Raw genomic sequence first — 15,713 nt, 5'->3', positions numbered from 1 at the left:
CGCCTGGAACGGAAAGCGACGGTTGTCAGGGGTTCCCCATTTATTCTCCAACCAGAAAGGGACTATCACAGAAAATCAGTTTACACTGACTTTCTGGACAGCCCCAAGACATCGACGATTTAAACCCGTTGAATGTCTTGGTTTTTTCTTATATGTTTCTCTCGGTACATTTAAAACTTGCATCGAAAGAAGCTTTGCATTTTCATATATCTGTACATCAATCGAGCATTTCTTCCCTTTTCTGTAAATGGATCGATTTTGGAATGGAGAGCTCGTAGAAATTCCCGATCGCATTCGCACCGATTCCTGCCAGTAGCATAACAAATGTCATGCGCTCTGCAAGCGGCATCTACGTCATTTATAGGTGCACCTGGGCCGCTGCACTTAGGACCGCACCAGTTGTAGCCTGGAAATAGGCAAAAACCTTTTCTCCCCCTGATCATTGCGCACACCTCCCTGAGTGGAATCAAAAAGTTTATAGTATATAATATTCTTAATAATCTTCTATAGTTTGTACAAGTAGCCGTTTGTATTACTGTCTTTTTAAAGTTTTAGGTAGGAGATCGGATCGCTGTTTGCCTATCTTAGCTTGAAAACGCTTGCCAAGTAAGGCAACCTAAGAACGTCACGTCCTGTGGCAACGGCTGTATGACCAGTGTCCTGCTGGCCTCAACGCAGTATGCGAGCGTTTGTCAACAAACTGGTCTATTTACGATTTTGATTAGAATAATTATTTTTTAGGGGGCTGTGGAGGATGTTTATAGTCAATGTAGAGGGTGCTATATGCAGAGATGATCAATGGCTAATTATTGAACGTAGCAAACAAGAGGAACATGCGGGTGGTTTGCTTTCTCTTGTCGGAGGAAAAGTTGAGCTTGAAGGCAATTCATCAAATATATTGGAAAGAACGGTCATACGTGAAATTTTTGAAGAAGTGGATGTAAAAGTGAAGGAGCGTTTACAATATATTCATAGTACATCATTCGTGGCAGATACAGGAGAGCATGTCGTTGATGTTGTATTTCTATGTGAATATGAATCAGGAATCGCAAAGGTTAAAAGTACCGATGAAGTGGAAGCGGTAAGTTGGATGACAGCTCAGCAAGTATTTAATCACCCGAATGCACCCGATTATTTGAAAGAAAGCATTCGACTTGCAGAGAAGAAGCGTGAAACTATACGCTTTCAAAGTGTTTAAACGATCAAAATAATCGATTCGCTCTATGCTCGGAGCCTCTACCGTAAATAGTAGAGGCTTTTATTTTTGAATAAAACGGCAAAAACATGAATAAAAAAGAATATTGCAGTTGACAAAACAGAATAAAAACGCAATCATAGGAATATAACCGAATGGAAAAGGAGATGAAACGTAAATAAACAGGAAAAACAGCAAACATAAAAAATATAGGGAGGAAGGGTAAAATGTTTACAGAAGAGCGAAGGGGAAAAATATTGGAATTGCTTGAGCGAGAAGGTCGTGTATTAGCGAAGAATCTTGCAGAAGAGTTTGCATTGTCGATTGATTCGATTCGCCGTGATTTGTCGATTATGGAAGAGCAGGGGCTACTGAAGAGGACGCATGGGGGAGCAATTCCAATTAGCCATGTAAGGGCGATGCCTCAACCGCCTTCTATTCGCTATGGTGATGGCAATCAGTATCAGAATGCGATTGCAAAAGAAGCAATTACGTATATTCAAGAAGGGGAAACGGTATTTATCGGCGGTGCATCGACTCATTATGTTATGATGAAGTATTTACCGCGTGATATACAATATACAGTTGTGACCAATTCCGTAGAAATAGCGTACCATTTGCGAGGAATAGAAAATATTCAAACCTACCTCATCGGTGGTTACGTGAAAAATTCAGGCAATATTACGGATGCAATTGCCAAGGAGTTTGCACGCCATTTTACATTTGATGTATGTTTTGCGACTGCTGGCGGCCTATCAGAAAAAGGATTAAGTACAGCAACTCCAGAAGTAGCGCTTTTCCATAGGACGATTTATGACAACTCTAATAAGATTGTGGCCCTAGTGGAGCATTCAAAGTTTGGAACTGATATGTTTAGTAGAATGTATCCTGTTGAAAAGTTGAATATAATTATTACGGATGAAGAAACGCCACAGGACAAAATGGATCCCATCAAGTCACTTGGAGTGGATATTATAATAGCGAAATAAAAAAACGAAGCTGTTTAGAGAATTTGGTTTCAATAGTTCTCTGTACAGCTTTTTCTATTGCGTGGAGAATTGAAAATTTGCAGCTTCTACGTAATGGGGAAAATAGGTTTCTATGCAATCCTCTTTGCTTACAATTCCGATTGACAGCAAATGAAGCATCAATTATAGTAAAAATGATAATGAGAATCATCCTCAATTAACTTATTACTACTTTGCTTGAATTGTACTAAATAAAAAAGGGGATCTTTATATTATGAAAGGAAGACAGTGAGGCTTCAAAATTTTAGTTAGGATGTAAAAAAAGACATATTTTCACATGCGCAGAACAGATCATAATAAAAGGAGTAGTCATAAATGAATAAGCGTCTTGGAATATTAAAACGAATAGCAGTGTTAATGACAGCAGTCCTAATATTCATGCTAGTCGGATGCTCGTCAAAACAAGAAGAACAGACGGATGATACGAATAAAGCGAATAATGAGGAACATGAGACCGTAATTGATACAAAATTTGGAGAAGTAATGATTACTGAGCAGCCAAAGCGGGTTGTAGCTCTTGGTTGGGGAGATGCAGAGACTGCGCTGAGTCTTGGGGTGGAGCCTGTTGGAGCAAGTGACTGGCTTGCACTTGGAGGAGACGGCGTCGGACCTTGGTTAAAAGATGCTTATAAGAACTCGCCAACGATGATTGGTACAATGGAATTGGATTATGAGCAAATTGCTGCATTGAAACCGGACTTAATTCTTGATGTGAAATCATCGGGTGATGAAGAACGGTATAAACGTCTTTCGGAAATTGCGACCACAGTTGGCGTTCCCGAAGGTGGAGATAGCTATTTAACTTCTATGGAAGATCAAGTTCGAATGATTGCAAAAGCACTTGGAAAAGTGGAAAAAGGGGAAGAACTACTGAAAGAAGTAGAGACAGCATTTGAAAAAGCGTCAGCAGAAAATCCCGAATTTGCTGACAAGACAATCGTTGTCGGTGCATATGACGCCAATGGGTTCGGTGCATATATAAAAGGCGATGCACGTGTTGATTTTGCTACCAACTTAGGCTTTAAAACGAAGGATGAAATCGAAGCGCTTGATCAAGGCAATTTTTACATTAAAGTTGCCGATGAGCAGCTACAGTTGTTAGATGCGGATTTGACTGTTATTATGCCGATTTGGGTTGATCCGAAAGAGATTGCAAACAATAAATTGTTCCAAAAGGTTTCTTCCGTTGCTGACGGGAGATCAATAATTCTTGATGCTGATACTGCAAATGCATTTTCAATGGGAACCGTGCCAGCTTTACTTTGGACGATTGATAATCTGACACCGAAGCTTAAGGAAGTGTTAAAAGGCGGGGAGTGAGCAAATTGATTGTGGGAAAGCGGCCAAATGAAAAAAATCCTAAAAACACAATTGCCGCTACAAGGCTGCGACGTATTATAGGCTTCATCATATTACTCATATTGTTGGCTGCAACGGCGTTTTTTAGCCTAATGATCGGTGCAAAACCGTTACCAATTGAAGCTGTTTGGGAAGCACTGTTTGCCCCGACAGATCGCTATGATCATGCGATCGTTCAAAATTCCCGTATTCCGCGAACTGTGATTGCTCTTGCTGTCGGTCCGGCATTTGGACTGGCGGGTGCGTTAATTCAAGCGTTAACGCGGAATCCTTTGGCTGACCCCGGCATTCTTGGTGTGAATGCTGGGGCTGCTTTTGCTGTTGCATTGGCGGTTGGAGTATTTTCAGTCACAACGATGTCCAGTTATTTATGGTTTGCTCTTGTTGGTGCATTGATTGCAACAATTGCAGTCTATGTCATTAGCGGAGGAGCCGGTAAAAAACCACCGACGCCTGTGCAAATCACACTTGCGGGAGTAGCGATTGGAGCTGCTTTAAGTGGATTTACTACTGCCTTGACGATCATGAATAGCGGAGCTTTTACACGAATGCTCAATTGGAACTTGGGAACTTTAGCAAAGAGAAGCTTGGATGATCTTTGGTCTGTATTGCCGATTCTGATCATTGGAGTGCTGCTATCCTTTGTAGCGGCGCCATCGTTAAATGCGATCGCTTATGGTGATGACCGTGCTTCATCTTTAGGAGTAAATGTAGGAGTAATCCGAACGATTAGTTTACTCGCTATTACTTTTTTAGCTGGCGGGGCAACTGCTTTGGCTGGGCCTATCGGTTTTATTGGACTGATGGTGCCGCATATCGTGCGATGGTTCATCGGACCCGATCAGCCTTGGATCTTTTTGTATTCTCTTATAGCAGCGCCAATATTGCTCATTCTGTCCGATATCATTGGGAGGGTCATCTTGGCACCTGCAGAGGTTCCTGTCGGAATCATAACGGGATTCATCGGTGCGCCGATATTATTAGTGCTCGTTCGGAGAAAAAAAGTAAGCGGATTATAATGATGACATGTCTTGCGGTATCGGTTTGAAAGGAGGAAGGCATATAAATGATTCGCCCTATTAATTTTGGCAGACGCTATGTGCGGCTTAGACCGCTAAATCTGCGCATTGATGTCAAAAGTTTAATCGTTACAGCAATTATAGTTTTCTTAACAATAGCTGTTGCGCTATTTGCTTTAATGGCAGGAACTATGCAGCTAAGCGTCCAAGAAGTTTTTTCGGCATTATTTGGTCAGGCGACTGGGATGACGCATACTGTTGTAGTAGAATGGCGCCTGCCGCGTATATTGTCTGCTATTATTTTTGGTGCGGGGTTAGCTATAAGCGGAGCAATCTTTCAATCGATTACACGAAATCCATTAGGGTCCCCTGATATTATCGGTTTCACATCGGGCTCTTACACCGGAGCGTTAGTCGCCATGCTCGTCGCAGGATCAACAACGTACATAGGGGTTGCAGCAGGGGCGTTAACTGGTGGTTTTACAACGGCTATCATTATTTATTTGTTTGCCTTTAGAAAAGGTACTCAAGGATTTCGACTCATAATTGTCGGCATTGCGATTTCAGCAATGTTAGGGAGCTTGAATTCAATGTTGCTGTTAAAAAGCGATGCAGAAGTCGCACTTACTGCAGCGGCATGGGGAGTAGGATCGTTAAATGGCATAAGCTTTGAGCAAGCAATTTTACCGATGATAGTGGTCATTTTATTGCTCATAGCTGCATGGATTATGAATCGGACGATGCGTGAAATGCAATTAGGAGAAGATGCTGCTAAATCTCACGGTGTCCGAATGGAGAAAGATCAAGTTTTGCTCATCGTTATAGCGGTCGCATTGACAGCCGCACCAACAGCGGTCATGGGTCCGATTAGTTTCGTTGCACTCGTTGCTCCGCAAATCGCAATCCGGCTTACGAAATCTACAGAAAGTTTATTCCCGACTGCGGCAATGGGGGCTTTTCTTTTATTAGGAGCAGACGTTACGGCACAGCGCATTGTGACAGGCAACATTTTTCCAGTTGGGGTCGTGACGTTATCAGTAGGTGGAGTATATTTAATTTGGTTATTATTCCATCAAGCACGAACAACGCGATAAACGAAATCCTGTTTGAAAGAAGTTGAAAATGTATGACACTGCCCAATTCAGCAAATATAGGCGAGAATAATCCAACGATAGATACTCGTCTATGGACAGAAAATATTACGATAAAATACGATGATCGGATAATATCTGAAAACTTATCTGTCAAAATTCCTCACGGCTCCTTTACAGCGATTGTCGGTCCGAATGCATGTGGAAAATCGACATTGCTTCGTACTTTGTCTAAATTGATTAAGCCTTCAAAAGGTGAAGTGCTTTTAGATGGTAAGAAAATTGCCATATATAAATCTAAGGAAGTCGCGCGTAAACTTGGCTTGCTTCCACAAACTTCAACAGCTCCTGAAGGCATTACAGTAGCGAACTTAATCGCTCATGGGCGTTTCCCCCACCAGAGTTTGATGAGACAATGGAATGATGACGATGAAAAAGCAGTTTTAGATGCAATGGAGCTGACAAATACGATTGAGCTATCACATCGTTTCGTAGATGAGCTTTCAGGCGGCCAGAGACAGCGGGTTTGGGTTGCAATGGTGCTTGCCCAGCAAACGCCATTGCTATTGCTTGACGAACCAACAACATATCTTGATATTGCCCATCAAATTGAGTTACTTGAATTATTTACAGACTTGAATGAGCAAGGAAATACAATTGTTGCTGTATTGCATGATTTAAACCATGCAGCGAGGTATGCAACTCATATCATTGCTATGAAAGAAGGGCGTATTATCGCACAAGGCAATCCAAAGGAAGTTGTTACAGCACAATTAGTGGAGGAAGTGTTTGGTTTGAAATGTATCGTCATCGAGGACCCGGTTTCCCATACTCCACTTGTCATTCCGTTAGGCAAGGAACGGACAAGCTTCTGAAGGGGGAAACGCATGATAAAATTGACTCCCCATGAAGTATCATAGAATAAAATTTATAACGATAAAGAGTTGAAGCTGTCCGGAAAATTTCTGGACAGCTTCAAACGTCATTAGTGCTCCTTCAATTCCGAAATTGCAACTTCTGATCTTTCCTCCATAGCCTGGCGAAGATGGACAGTCGCAGTTCGGTCATCATCATGAATTTTATCAATCCACACAGAAACTCCATTATAGCTTACCTCAATCTCATCCGGCGACGATACGATTTGACGTGCACGTTGGCTTTCCATAGCAAACCTCCCATTTTACATGTCGATATTCGCCTTCTTACGGCAAAATGTAGTATGTGAATGGAAAATGGATATGATACTTCATAGGAGTGGTGAATACGAGCAGTTTAATGGGAGGGTGTGACACATGATTCGAACTATGGGGCTCACGAAGGAAGATGAATTTATTTACGACTTTCCGATAGATGAAATTTTCGAGATCGCTTGGCAATGGTATTGGGTTGATTTCGATCAACCTGACGCGGAAGAGGCGGAATTGCTTTATTCTTTATTTAACTTCCATCCGCTTTCATTGGAAGATTGTTTTGAGCGTATACAGCGTCCCAAATTGGATCATTACGAAGGCTATACCTTCTTTTCATTGCATTCTATTTGCCATGAAGATTTGAATGCAGAAGAATTGAATCTTTTTTTAGGCGATCATTTTGTCGTCTCCTTCCATTACACGCATTTACAGGAAATCGATAAGGCAAGAGAAATGATTATGCAAACTTCAAATAAATGGGAGCGGGGGCATGTTCATGTCACGTATGAAATCTTAGATCAAATTGTCGATCAATACTTTCCAATCCTTTATAATATCGAAGACCATCTGGATGAAATCGAGGAGAAATTATCGCCGACTACTGTTCAATTATCTATGGATTATGTCTTTGAAGTGCGCGGCGATTTATTGCGATTGCGAAGGACCATTTTCCCGATGAGAGAACTGCTGTACAGGATGTTAGAGTCGAAAAGGTTAAGTTTCATTCCTCATGAACAAATGTATTTTTCGGATATTTACGATCATCTCATTCGATTAAGTGAAATGATTGAATCGAATCGACAGTTGACTTCCGATATCCGGGATAGCCAACTGTCCATCAATTCTAACCAAATGAATAGTGTTATGATGACGTTGACGATCATTTCCTCTATCTTTATTCCATTGACGTTTATCGCAGGTGTATACGGGATGAATTTCGATCGTATGCCTGAACTTCATTTACGGTACGGCTATCCAATCGTTCTTGCCGTGATGCTCATTATTGGGATTGCAATGATCGCTTGGTTTACGTATAAAGGATGGTTTCGGATCAATAAGACGTAATAAAACATTCAGGATCTCTCTTTTAACCGGGTCATGAAAACTTACTTTAAACACGCATATAATCATACAACAACTCATAATCACATCCATCCAACGCATAACGACCGTCAACGACGCATAATCCATTAAAAAATCGCAAACATTGCCCAAAAGACGCATAACAACTTTTAAATGAAGCATAAAAAATCCTTATTTTAACAGAAAAAAGTGCCACATACCAATTGGCTGGCACTTTTCGAATTTGTCCTATCCGTTTGTTTCCTTTAAAGCCTTTATTTGCTCCATTAAATAATTGACGAAAACATCGTCCCGAACGAGCCATGCTTCATAGGTTCTTTTAAGATAACTTTCACCTTCTTCAAAGCTTTTAAAAGTTTTTTCGATTTTCATGTTATTTTCAGTAACTTCCCAAACCTGATCGTTTGCTGGATATAGGAAAAAATGTTGCTCCATTCGATTTTCATACAGCGTTCCGAATGCAGATCGCTTCAAATTATAACGGTTTCGCCGTGCATCTTCCTTTAAAGGCTCTAAGTGGAATGTGTCCGTTACAAACAGCTTAAAGGCTTCCTCGTTTAATGAACAACCAGATGCTTTGGCATGTCCTCCCCCACCAAATTGTCCAGCAACTTCAGATACATCAATATGATCATGGACGGTCCGGAAGCCGATCCGCTTTCCACCAATATTGAGGATTGCAATATAATCAAGATGCGGATATTCTTTTCCAAGTTCATTGCCAAGCTCTGAATGGTAGGATTCTGCATATACGATTCCGGCAAAATAGCCGCCTGCCTGCGTCTGGACGAGTTCACGTCTTTTCCGCCGAATATACCGTTCGATTTTATCCTCTTCCATATCTAAGATTTTCTTTTCAAACTCGTCGAAATCAAAATGTTCAACAGACGTAAGCCGATGGATCATTTTTTCTTCAAACTCTTCAATTGTCAGCAGAAAAAAGAGCGCATTTAGCCGTTGTGCATGATGATTATCATTTTTCTCCCATTCCCAAGTGTCATACTGCCTGACGAGTTCAACAAATTCAGCAACAGGTTTTGACGGTTCCATGAGTTGTCTACTAATAAGATAGTCATAAAAAAGGGAAGTTGCTGAAGTTAAATGTCCTTCATCGTCCTCTACTACGACATGTCCCCAGTCATATTGATTGAAGTGCAACGCTGTCTTATGATGATCAAGCAATTGCACCTTTCCGCCATTTTGATAAAACTGATCAATCCTTTTCTCATTATCCTCATTCACCGATAAATCTGTAATAAACAAAAATGTTTCTTTATCTTCATTCTCTAAAAACCATTCTACTTCTCGATCAAGTGTAGAGATGGAGTTATAGCGCACTTTGACATTCTTTCCGAATGCAATCTTCGCTAAAACACCACATCCAACCCCATCCAAATCATTATGGGATAGCAATTTATACATAACCTCACTCCTCGAACGACAGTATAGTCAAATTACGTAGGTGACAGTCATCCATATTTAGGTGTAAAAGGGAATGAAAAAAGCATCTATCCCTCTTACTTACGAGAAGTAGGTTAAAACGGTTGCATCTAAGAGTTTGGAAGAACTTATTGAGTTTTATAATTGAAAGCAATTTTCTTTATAAATGGATGAGTGGTAAAGTGAAAGTAAATGCGGGAAAGGAAGATGCGGGATGAAGGCGATTGTCCAACATGAATATGGCAATGCAAATGTTCTTTTGTATTCGGATGTTGAAATGCCGACTATAGGGGAGGGGGAATGCTTAATTCAAGTTGCGTATGCGAGTGTTAATTATGCCGATATTAAAGCGCGGAACGGAGATAAAGGAAAAGGGAATTTTCCGCTTATCTTAGGTTTAGATATGGCAGGAACAATTGTTGAAGCGGGAACAGATTCACGATTTTCGGTGGGAGATCGTGTCATTGCCTTTCCAAAAGAGGGTTCCTATGCCCAATATGTTGTCGCAAATGAACAATTAATTTTCAAAATACCCGACAGCCTTTCATTTGAACGGGCAGCTGCTATACCGACCGTTTCTATACTTTCTTATTTGCTTTTGCATGAAATCGGACAAATCAGAAAAACAGATACGATAGTCATCCATAGTGCTGCTGGCGGAGTTGGTTCGATGCTTATACAATTATCAAAGCTATTTGGTGTTCAAAGGGTAATTGGAACAGTAGGCAATTTGGAGAAAGCGGATTATGTGAAAGGCTTGGGAGCTGATATTGTTTGCACGTATGAAACATTTGTGGAACAAGTTTTCATCCATACAAACGATAAAGGTGCGAATATTATTTTTGACTCTGTTGCTGGGGAGGTGACAGGAAAAAGTCTACAATGTCTTGCTTTGTTTGGAACACTCGTCCAATTCGGCAATAGTAGCGGGAAGGTTGGAACCATAAAAACAAGTGATGTACATAGTAGCTGCAGAAATATAAAAGGATTTAGTTTAGGAACAACGAGAAAGCATGATCCTGCAAGAATCAAGCCTATTGCAGAAAAAGTCATTCAACTTTTTGATGCCAATCAAGTATCTCTGCCGATCGCCAAAGTTTTTGAGTTGAGCGAAGCAGCAGCGGCACATCAATTGATCGAAAGCCGCAGTTATAAAGGGAAAGTGTTATTGAAAGTAGAAGAATAAGCTTTTTTTCAGTTTAAACTTACAGGAATGTCTTGTAAGCGGTTGGGGCATAGCTGAGAAAAGGATGTTCCCTTCAAGGAGCTTTATACAATTTCAATTCTAATTTGAAACAGTTCGTTTAGAATTTTATTGAAGATGCCGTGTTTATTTGCAAGTATTATTGCCGAAGCTGTAATGGTTAAAACGGGTTCCACATACTCGTCACAGTTTCATACTTCATTTCTTTAACCTTTTAAAAGTATACTAACCATGCTTCGTTACAGTAAAAAACCTTTTATTATCTTTTTGTTGACGAATGTATGTTCGGCAGAGTAAAATGAAAATGCAACTTCAAATAGCGGATTTCATCAAAGTGAAAGTGTTGACATGAAAATGCAATCAAAAACGAATCACGAAGGAGCTGTTGGAAATGTCATTACGATTGACGCCGTATTTAATGATGAATGGAAATGCAAGTGAGGCAATTGAGTTTTATGAAAAAGCATTGAATGCAAAGCTGCTCTTTAAGCAAACTTTTGGTGAGATGCCAGAAAACCCTGAATTTCCGTTGCCAGAAGAAGCAAAAGGGCTTGTTTCACATGCAATGATTCAAGTCGGAGAAACGGGTATGATGTTTTCAGATAACTTCCCGGGAAGTACCGTGCAAGCAGGAGATCAAGTTACAATTTGCATTACTACAGACGATGCTGCACAATCAACTGCTATTTTTGAAGCGTTGCAACAAGATGGCGATGTAAAAATGCCATTGCAAGATACTTTTTTCAGCCCTGCTTACGGCATTGTAAAAGATAAGTTTGGTGTGACCTTCCAAATTTTTACGGAAGGCAAGGAGTAAAACTGAAAAAGAAGAGAGCAATATACGTAAGGTATCGTATGAATGAAAAAATGGTTACCAGACGTCAAATAATAAAAACATCCTTCAGAGAAATGGTGAAGGATGTTTTTAAATGCATTTGAAATCGAAATGAGTAGTCGGGACTTACATAAATAATGACTGTAAAGTGCCCCCCATTGCCCCAGCTATTACGATTATCCAAGGCGGCAGCTTCCAATATGCAAGCAGGAAAAATAAAATAGAAGCTATGGCAAAATCAATAGGAGCAAATATAGAGCTTGTCCAAACCGGGTTGTAAAATGCTGCAATCAATATCCCGACGACAGCTGCGTTGATCCCCATAAAAATGCTTTTTATTTTTGGATTGCGCCGTAAAGCATCGTAGAAAGGAAGCGTTCCAAAAACGAGCAAGATAGCAGGTAAAAAAACGGCAATCGTTGCAATCAGACCTCCTTGCCAGCCATAGGCAACTGCCCCTATGTAAGCAGCGAATGTAAAGAGAGGTCCGGGTACTGCCTGGGTTGCACCATAACCTGCAAGAAATTGCTCCTCGCTTAACCATCCAGTCGGGACAAATTCCCGTTCTAACAATGGCAAAACAACATGACCACCGCCAAATACGAGTGACCCTGATCGATAGAAACTATCAAACAACGTAATATAGTTGGATGCGGTTAACTCTTTTATGATAGGCAGAACAACAAGTAAACCGAAAAACAAACATAAAGAAATCGTTGCGAATTTCCGTGAAAGAGGGAAGCGTACAGCAGCCTTCAAATCCTCTTGAACGGTTTCTTCTTGCCGATAGATCAAGTAGCCGATTAAACCGGACAGTAAGATGACACCAATTTGTGTATAGGTTGTTTGTAATAATAAAGTGAACACCATTGCGAATACTGCTATCGTTCTACGCTGTAAATCAGGTGTTAAGTTTTTTGCCATCCCCATTATGGCATGGGCAACGATTGCTACGGCTACTAACTTTAAACCGTGTAACCAACCAGCTCTGCTTACATCAAAAATATGTAGAAAGGAAGCGAAAAACAGTAACGCAATGACGGAAGGAAACGTAAAACCGATAAATGCTAAAATGCCTCCTATGGCACCTGCACGCATTACCCCTATACCAATACCGACCTGGCTGCTTGCAGGGCCGGGTAAAAATTGGCACAGTGCAACTAAGTCTGCATATGCTTGTTCATCCATCCACTTTCTCCTGCGGACATACTCTTCATGGAAATAGCCTAAATGTGCTACTGGCCCCCCGAAAGAAGTTAGACCAAGCCTTGTTGAAACAACGAATATTTCAAGTAACGTTTTCATTGTACTTACTTTTTGTTTATTCGCATCATTTTCTGTATCCACCATTCTATTCCTTTCATAATAGATTTTTAGAAATAATGGAAGCTTAAACATGAAAGGTACCAAACACGCATAGCATAGTCAATACTCTTTACTGAATTTTAACGAAGTTTACAGAGAGTTAACAAAAATGGAGTTCCATCAGCTCTGCTAATTGATGGAGAGTTTTGGGTTTTTTTAGTTCTCTATAGCAGATTAATACTACTCATAATGCTTATTTTTATTTCGTATTGACAAATCAATTACTAAGCAATAAAATTTACGTAGTAATTTACTAAATTACTAATTTAGTAAAAGAAAGGTCGATACAAATGAAAATACCTACAAATTTAAAGCATAAGCCGGTCATTGTGTCAGAGAACTATGAAAACGTTGATGGAAGATATGCTTATGATACGGATGCGAAAGGCATATCGTTAGGATTAGCACAGTGGAATGATCGAGGAAAAGTCGATGTATCGGCGAAAGTATGGAGACATACGGGAGGAAAATGGTCGAGGCAATCGGAGGAACTGCCCCTTCATCGGGTATTAGATCTTGCCATTATGGTTTGCAGAACGAAGCTGTACTTTCAAGATGCTTATCGCCATGAAAAATTGTATGATCCCGAAAACCCAGTCATTGACAGAGTCGGGCTACAAGGAGATGCAATGACAGTATCTGTTTGTACAGATAATGAAAGAATCGATGAAGATATCCAATTGTTCAACCAAGCGCTAAGTGACGATGGAGAGCTAATTGGCGAACGGCTTCGCACGCTATCGCGAGTGTTGAAAGAAATGGGTTATTAATCAATTTTAAAAGGAACGAAAAAACCTAACATGCAAACAAGCAAATGCTGTATGCATGTTAGGTTTTTGATTGTCGTAAAATATGTCATTTTTCACATTCAATTATGTATTCCTGGAAGGAATCAAGTGTTCCAACGAACTTATCGACACCTTCTACATGATAAAATGTGCTTGTTTTATCAAAATCGAATAGTTCATTTGTAGGCGAGTAGAGATAAATTCTTTTTCCAAGCGATAAGGCCATTCCAAACTCTATATGACTTCCTTTTCCTGCCGGAAGTAAAAGTACAAGAAAATCGGAGTCTTTCACCGCCATTTTTTCTTCTTCTCCAATTTTCGAAAGAAGCTCAAAGGAATATGCCCGACCATTTTTTGTCCAATCGTATGTATGGATATGCCCTTTTGACTTTAGCGCATTGGAAAGCATGGTGACGTTTTCGATGTTTGCAAAACACGAAGCGATATAAAATTTCATGACCGGATCCCCTTACTTCTGGATTTCTTTAATAATGTTTTTAGCTCCAACAAGTCCTTAATAACATAGTCAGCGTGCGCTAGTTCAACTTCTTTTGCAAAGTCAAAATGGCATCCGATCGCTATTAAGCCATTATCTTTTGCAGCGTTAATATCAGAAAGGCGATCTCCTACGACAGCTCCTTTTGTAATGCCGTATTTCTCTATGATCGTTTTCACTAAATCCCCTTTATTTAACGTATCAATCTGCTCAATACTAAACGTTTCTGTTACCCATTGCTCCAAATGATAATGGTCTACAATTGCTTCTAAATAGGCTGTTAAACCATTACTGGCGATGAAGATGGACCATCCATTTCCCTTAAGGTATTCGAATAGTTCCTTTACGTTCGGATACAGTGCACCTCGTCCATGATATATATTTTCAATTAAGCGTTGTAAAAAATAGGCATCTGTTTGTTCCCTTATTGATAGAGAATGATTTGGCAATAGAGCTTCCCACACTTTCGGCAATGGAACGCCCATAATTTCTCGGTATTCCTCAATTGGCGTTGCCCCGTTCCATTGATGTAAAGAACGAAGATTTTCAAATGCATCATGAAGTGAAAGCTCTAAAATCGTATCTGTTTGAAATAAAGTGCCGTCCATATCAAAAATTACTGACTTCATCGGTCCTCTCTCCTTTCAACTACTATCAAAAGTTTAGCATAGAGAAGTAGTGTGAAGGGGATCCTTATGTGGAAAGAGATAAACGAGCCAGTAAAGTGCATGTTTGTAACTATGTGAGAGAAGATAGGGTGAGGAGGGTGCAGCATGAAAGGTAAACTTGAATGGATTTATAAATCATCGAAGGCGTTGGAAACGACTTTTCGTTCAGATGAAATGGAAGCAGTGCAAGCAGTCATGATTGCGGAGGATTTAAAAAGGACTGGGCGTTTGAAAGCTGTGACATTCATCGATCAAGCCGGAACTCCATGGACAGTGAAAGAATTGCAAAATTATTTGAAGGAAATTGATACGGAGCCTCATAATATTACTGTTTATTTTGACGGCGGGTTTGATGTATCGTCAAAGACTGCGGGCTTAGGATGCGTCATCTATTATGAGCAAAACGGGAAATCATACCGTTTGAGGAGAAACGCATTGGTTTCAGAATTGGTGTCAAACAATGAAGCGGAATATGCAGCACTCCATTTGGCTGTGCAGGAGTTAGATTTTTTGAATGTACATCATCTTCCTGTCATGTTCAAAGGGGATTCAAGAGTTGTCATAAATCATTTAAGCGAAGAGTGGCCTGTGATTGAACAGCATTTGTACTCTTGGGCGGATCGAATCGTAGGAAAGCTGAAAGCTCTTGGCATCAGGCCGGAATATGAGTTGGTGGCGCGCAAAGCGAATATGGAAGCGGATCGTCTTGCTGCACAGGCGCTTAAAGGAATCGACATAATGGCGATTAGTGAGAGAGAATAAGCTTATAACCATTAGAAGAGAACGGACGAACCGGTCTATTTGCATGTTAGTAAGTTGAAAATATGATATTGCGTCAAGGCTATTCTAAACAGCAAATTGAAAAAAAAATCGAGGGTTATATAGGGAATTGTTAATAGAAGGAACAAGATGAAAGGGGCTGTCCAATAAGTCCCTAAAATAGAACAGGTGG

The 15,713-nt window shown here is 40.3% G+C and carries 17 protein-coding genes; 11 read left to right on the top strand and 6 right to left on the bottom strand.

The features are described 5' to 3' along the window. Nucleotides 1-170: 170 nt before the first annotated feature. On the bottom strand, nucleotides 171-443 hold the full coding sequence (locus ACFQ38_RS12765) for a phospholipase (protein WP_336822229.1): 273 nt from the start codon (nucleotides 441-443) through the stop codon (nucleotides 171-173). A gap of 311 nt (nucleotides 444-754) precedes the next feature. Here ACFQ38_RS12765 and ACFQ38_RS12760 point away from each other — a divergent pair, with 311 nt between their 5' ends. The 6 genes from ACFQ38_RS12760 (at nucleotide 755) to ACFQ38_RS12735 (ending at nucleotide 6,567) form a co-directional block, all read left to right on the top strand. Continuing rightward, on the top strand, nucleotides 755-1,198 hold the full coding sequence (locus ACFQ38_RS12760) for an NUDIX hydrolase (RefSeq protein ID WP_336822230.1): 444 nt from the start codon (nucleotides 755-757) through the stop codon (nucleotides 1,196-1,198). A 224-nt stretch (nucleotides 1,199-1,422) separates the two neighbouring features. Next, the gene (locus ACFQ38_RS12755) at nucleotides 1,423-2,184 is read left to right on the top strand and encodes a DeoR/GlpR family DNA-binding transcription regulator (protein ID WP_381481305.1); all 762 of its coding nucleotides are present in this window, start codon (nucleotides 1,423-1,425) and stop codon (nucleotides 2,182-2,184) included. A 354-nt stretch (nucleotides 2,185-2,538) separates the two neighbouring features. Next, nucleotides 2,539-3,543: an iron-siderophore ABC transporter substrate-binding protein gene (locus ACFQ38_RS12750; protein WP_381481303.1), complete on the top strand. Its 1,005-nt coding sequence runs from the start codon at nucleotides 2,539-2,541 to the stop codon at nucleotides 3,541-3,543. 11 nt (nucleotides 3,544-3,554) lie between these two features. Then, a complete protein-coding gene (locus tag ACFQ38_RS12745; RefSeq protein WP_381481309.1) occupies nucleotides 3,555-4,601 on the top strand; it encodes a FecCD family ABC transporter permease in 1,047 nt (348 codons plus the stop codon). A gap of 47 nt (nucleotides 4,602-4,648) precedes the next feature. Beyond that, nucleotides 4,649-5,695 (top strand): FecCD family ABC transporter permease, encoded by a 1,047-nt coding sequence (locus tag ACFQ38_RS12740; protein ID WP_381481300.1) that lies wholly within the window; start codon nucleotides 4,649-4,651, stop codon nucleotides 5,693-5,695. 32 nt (nucleotides 5,696-5,727) lie between these two features. Beyond that, nucleotides 5,728-6,567 (top strand): ABC transporter ATP-binding protein, encoded by an 840-nt coding sequence (locus tag ACFQ38_RS12735; protein WP_381481298.1) that lies wholly within the window; start codon nucleotides 5,728-5,730, stop codon nucleotides 6,565-6,567. Between the two features lie 110 nt (nucleotides 6,568-6,677). Here ACFQ38_RS12735 and ACFQ38_RS12730 read toward each other — a convergent pair whose 3' ends face one another. Next, nucleotides 6,678-6,857: an H-type small acid-soluble spore protein gene (locus ACFQ38_RS12730; RefSeq protein WP_381481296.1), complete on the bottom strand. Its 180-nt coding sequence runs from the start codon at nucleotides 6,855-6,857 to the stop codon at nucleotides 6,678-6,680. Nucleotides 6,858-6,984: 127 nt separating this feature from the next. On the opposite strand from ACFQ38_RS12730, the gene corA reads away from it, so the two are divergent. Then, nucleotides 6,985-7,947, top strand: coding sequence for a magnesium/cobalt transporter CorA (gene corA, locus ACFQ38_RS12725; RefSeq protein ID WP_381481294.1), 963 nt, complete (start codon nucleotides 6,985-6,987; stop codon nucleotides 7,945-7,947). A 246-nt stretch (nucleotides 7,948-8,193) separates the two neighbouring features. On the opposite strand, the gene ACFQ38_RS12720 is transcribed toward corA, so the two are convergent. Beyond that, entirely contained in the window at nucleotides 8,194-9,387 is a 1,194-nt protein-coding gene (locus ACFQ38_RS12720; RefSeq protein ID WP_381481292.1) for a DHH family phosphoesterase, read from the bottom strand. A gap of 232 nt (nucleotides 9,388-9,619) precedes the next feature. Between ACFQ38_RS12720 and ACFQ38_RS12715 the strand changes: the two genes are divergently transcribed. Then, a complete protein-coding gene (locus ACFQ38_RS12715; RefSeq protein WP_381481290.1) occupies nucleotides 9,620-10,591 on the top strand; it encodes a quinone oxidoreductase family protein in 972 nt (323 codons plus the stop codon). Nucleotides 10,592-11,000: 409 nt separating this feature from the next. Further along, entirely contained in the window at nucleotides 11,001-11,426 is a 426-nt protein-coding gene (locus tag ACFQ38_RS12710) for a VOC family protein (protein WP_381481287.1), read from the top strand. A 144-nt stretch (nucleotides 11,427-11,570) separates the two neighbouring features. On the opposite strand, the gene ACFQ38_RS12705 is transcribed toward ACFQ38_RS12710, so the two are convergent. Beyond that, the gene (locus ACFQ38_RS12705; protein WP_381481307.1) at nucleotides 11,571-12,749 is read right to left on the bottom strand and encodes a chromate transporter; all 1,179 of its coding nucleotides are present in this window, start codon (nucleotides 12,747-12,749) and stop codon (nucleotides 11,571-11,573) included. Between the two features lie 350 nt (nucleotides 12,750-13,099). Between ACFQ38_RS12705 and ACFQ38_RS12700 the strand changes: the two genes are divergently transcribed. Next, a complete protein-coding gene (locus tag ACFQ38_RS12700) occupies nucleotides 13,100-13,579 on the top strand; it encodes a DUF6530 family protein (protein WP_381481285.1) in 480 nt (159 codons plus the stop codon). An 85-nt stretch (nucleotides 13,580-13,664) separates the two neighbouring features. On the opposite strand, the gene ACFQ38_RS12695 is transcribed toward ACFQ38_RS12700, so the two are convergent. Next, entirely contained in the window at nucleotides 13,665-14,054 is a 390-nt protein-coding gene (locus ACFQ38_RS12695; RefSeq protein WP_336822241.1) for a group-specific protein, read from the bottom strand. Next, nucleotides 14,051-14,722, bottom strand: a complete 672-nt coding sequence (locus ACFQ38_RS12690) for an HAD family hydrolase (RefSeq protein WP_336822242.1) — start codon at nucleotides 14,720-14,722, stop codon at nucleotides 14,051-14,053. Before ACFQ38_RS12690 ends, ACFQ38_RS12695 begins: the two co-directional genes overlap by 4 nt. Nucleotides 14,723-14,866: 144 nt before the next feature. Here ACFQ38_RS12690 and ACFQ38_RS12685 point away from each other — a divergent pair, with 144 nt between their 5' ends. Next, entirely contained in the window at nucleotides 14,867-15,523 is a 657-nt protein-coding gene (locus ACFQ38_RS12685; protein ID WP_381481282.1) for a reverse transcriptase-like protein, read from the top strand. Nucleotides 15,524-15,713 lie beyond the last annotated feature (190 nt).

It is taken from the genome of Sporosarcina contaminans, assembly GCF_042679045.1.
GTDB classification, from domain to species: Bacteria; Bacillota; Bacilli; order Bacillales_A; family Planococcaceae; genus Sporosarcina; species Sporosarcina contaminans.
The sequence above is the reverse complement of the archived record's forward strand: the minus strand, read 5'-3'. Positions and strand labels throughout refer to the sequence as shown.

Excerpts from the sequence above, each read along its gene's own strand:
- ACFQ38_RS12765 (WP_336822229.1), bottom strand. The coding sequence starts at position 443 with ATGATCAGGGGGAGAAAAGGTTTTTGCCTATTTCCAGGCTACAACTGG.
- ACFQ38_RS12760 (WP_336822230.1), top strand. The coding sequence starts at position 755 with ATGTTTATAGTCAATGTAGAGGGTGCTATATGCAGAGATGATCAATGG.
- ACFQ38_RS12755 (WP_381481305.1), top strand. The coding sequence starts at position 1,423 with ATGTTTACAGAAGAGCGAAGGGGAAAAATATTGGAATTGCTTGAGCGA.
- ACFQ38_RS12750 (WP_381481303.1), top strand. The coding sequence starts at position 2,539 with ATGAATAAGCGTCTTGGAATATTAAAACGAATAGCAGTGTTAATGACA.
- ACFQ38_RS12740 (WP_381481300.1), top strand. The coding sequence starts at position 4,649 with ATGATTCGCCCTATTAATTTTGGCAGACGCTATGTGCGGCTTAGACCG.
- ACFQ38_RS12735 (WP_381481298.1), top strand. The coding sequence starts at position 5,728 with ATGACACTGCCCAATTCAGCAAATATAGGCGAGAATAATCCAACGATA.
- ACFQ38_RS12730 (WP_381481296.1), bottom strand. The coding sequence starts at position 6,857 with ATGGAAAGCCAACGTGCACGTCAAATCGTATCGTCGCCGGATGAGATT.
- corA (WP_381481294.1), top strand. The coding sequence starts at position 6,985 with ATGATTCGAACTATGGGGCTCACGAAGGAAGATGAATTTATTTACGAC.
- ACFQ38_RS12720 (WP_381481292.1), bottom strand. The coding sequence starts at position 9,387 with ATGTATAAATTGCTATCCCATAATGATTTGGATGGGGTTGGATGTGGT.
- ACFQ38_RS12715 (WP_381481290.1), top strand. The coding sequence starts at position 9,620 with ATGAAGGCGATTGTCCAACATGAATATGGCAATGCAAATGTTCTTTTG.
- ACFQ38_RS12710 (WP_381481287.1), top strand. The coding sequence starts at position 11,001 with ATGTCATTACGATTGACGCCGTATTTAATGATGAATGGAAATGCAAGT.
- ACFQ38_RS12705 (WP_381481307.1), bottom strand. The coding sequence starts at position 12,749 with ATGAAAACGTTACTTGAAATATTCGTTGTTTCAACAAGGCTTGGTCTA.
- ACFQ38_RS12700 (WP_381481285.1), top strand. The coding sequence starts at position 13,100 with ATGAAAATACCTACAAATTTAAAGCATAAGCCGGTCATTGTGTCAGAG.
- ACFQ38_RS12695 (WP_336822241.1), bottom strand. The coding sequence starts at position 14,054 with ATGAAATTTTATATCGCTTCGTGTTTTGCAAACATCGAAAACGTCACC.
- ACFQ38_RS12690 (WP_336822242.1), bottom strand. The coding sequence starts at position 14,722 with ATGAAGTCAGTAATTTTTGATATGGACGGCACTTTATTTCAAACAGAT.
- ACFQ38_RS12685 (WP_381481282.1), top strand. The coding sequence starts at position 14,867 with ATGAAAGGTAAACTTGAATGGATTTATAAATCATCGAAGGCGTTGGAA.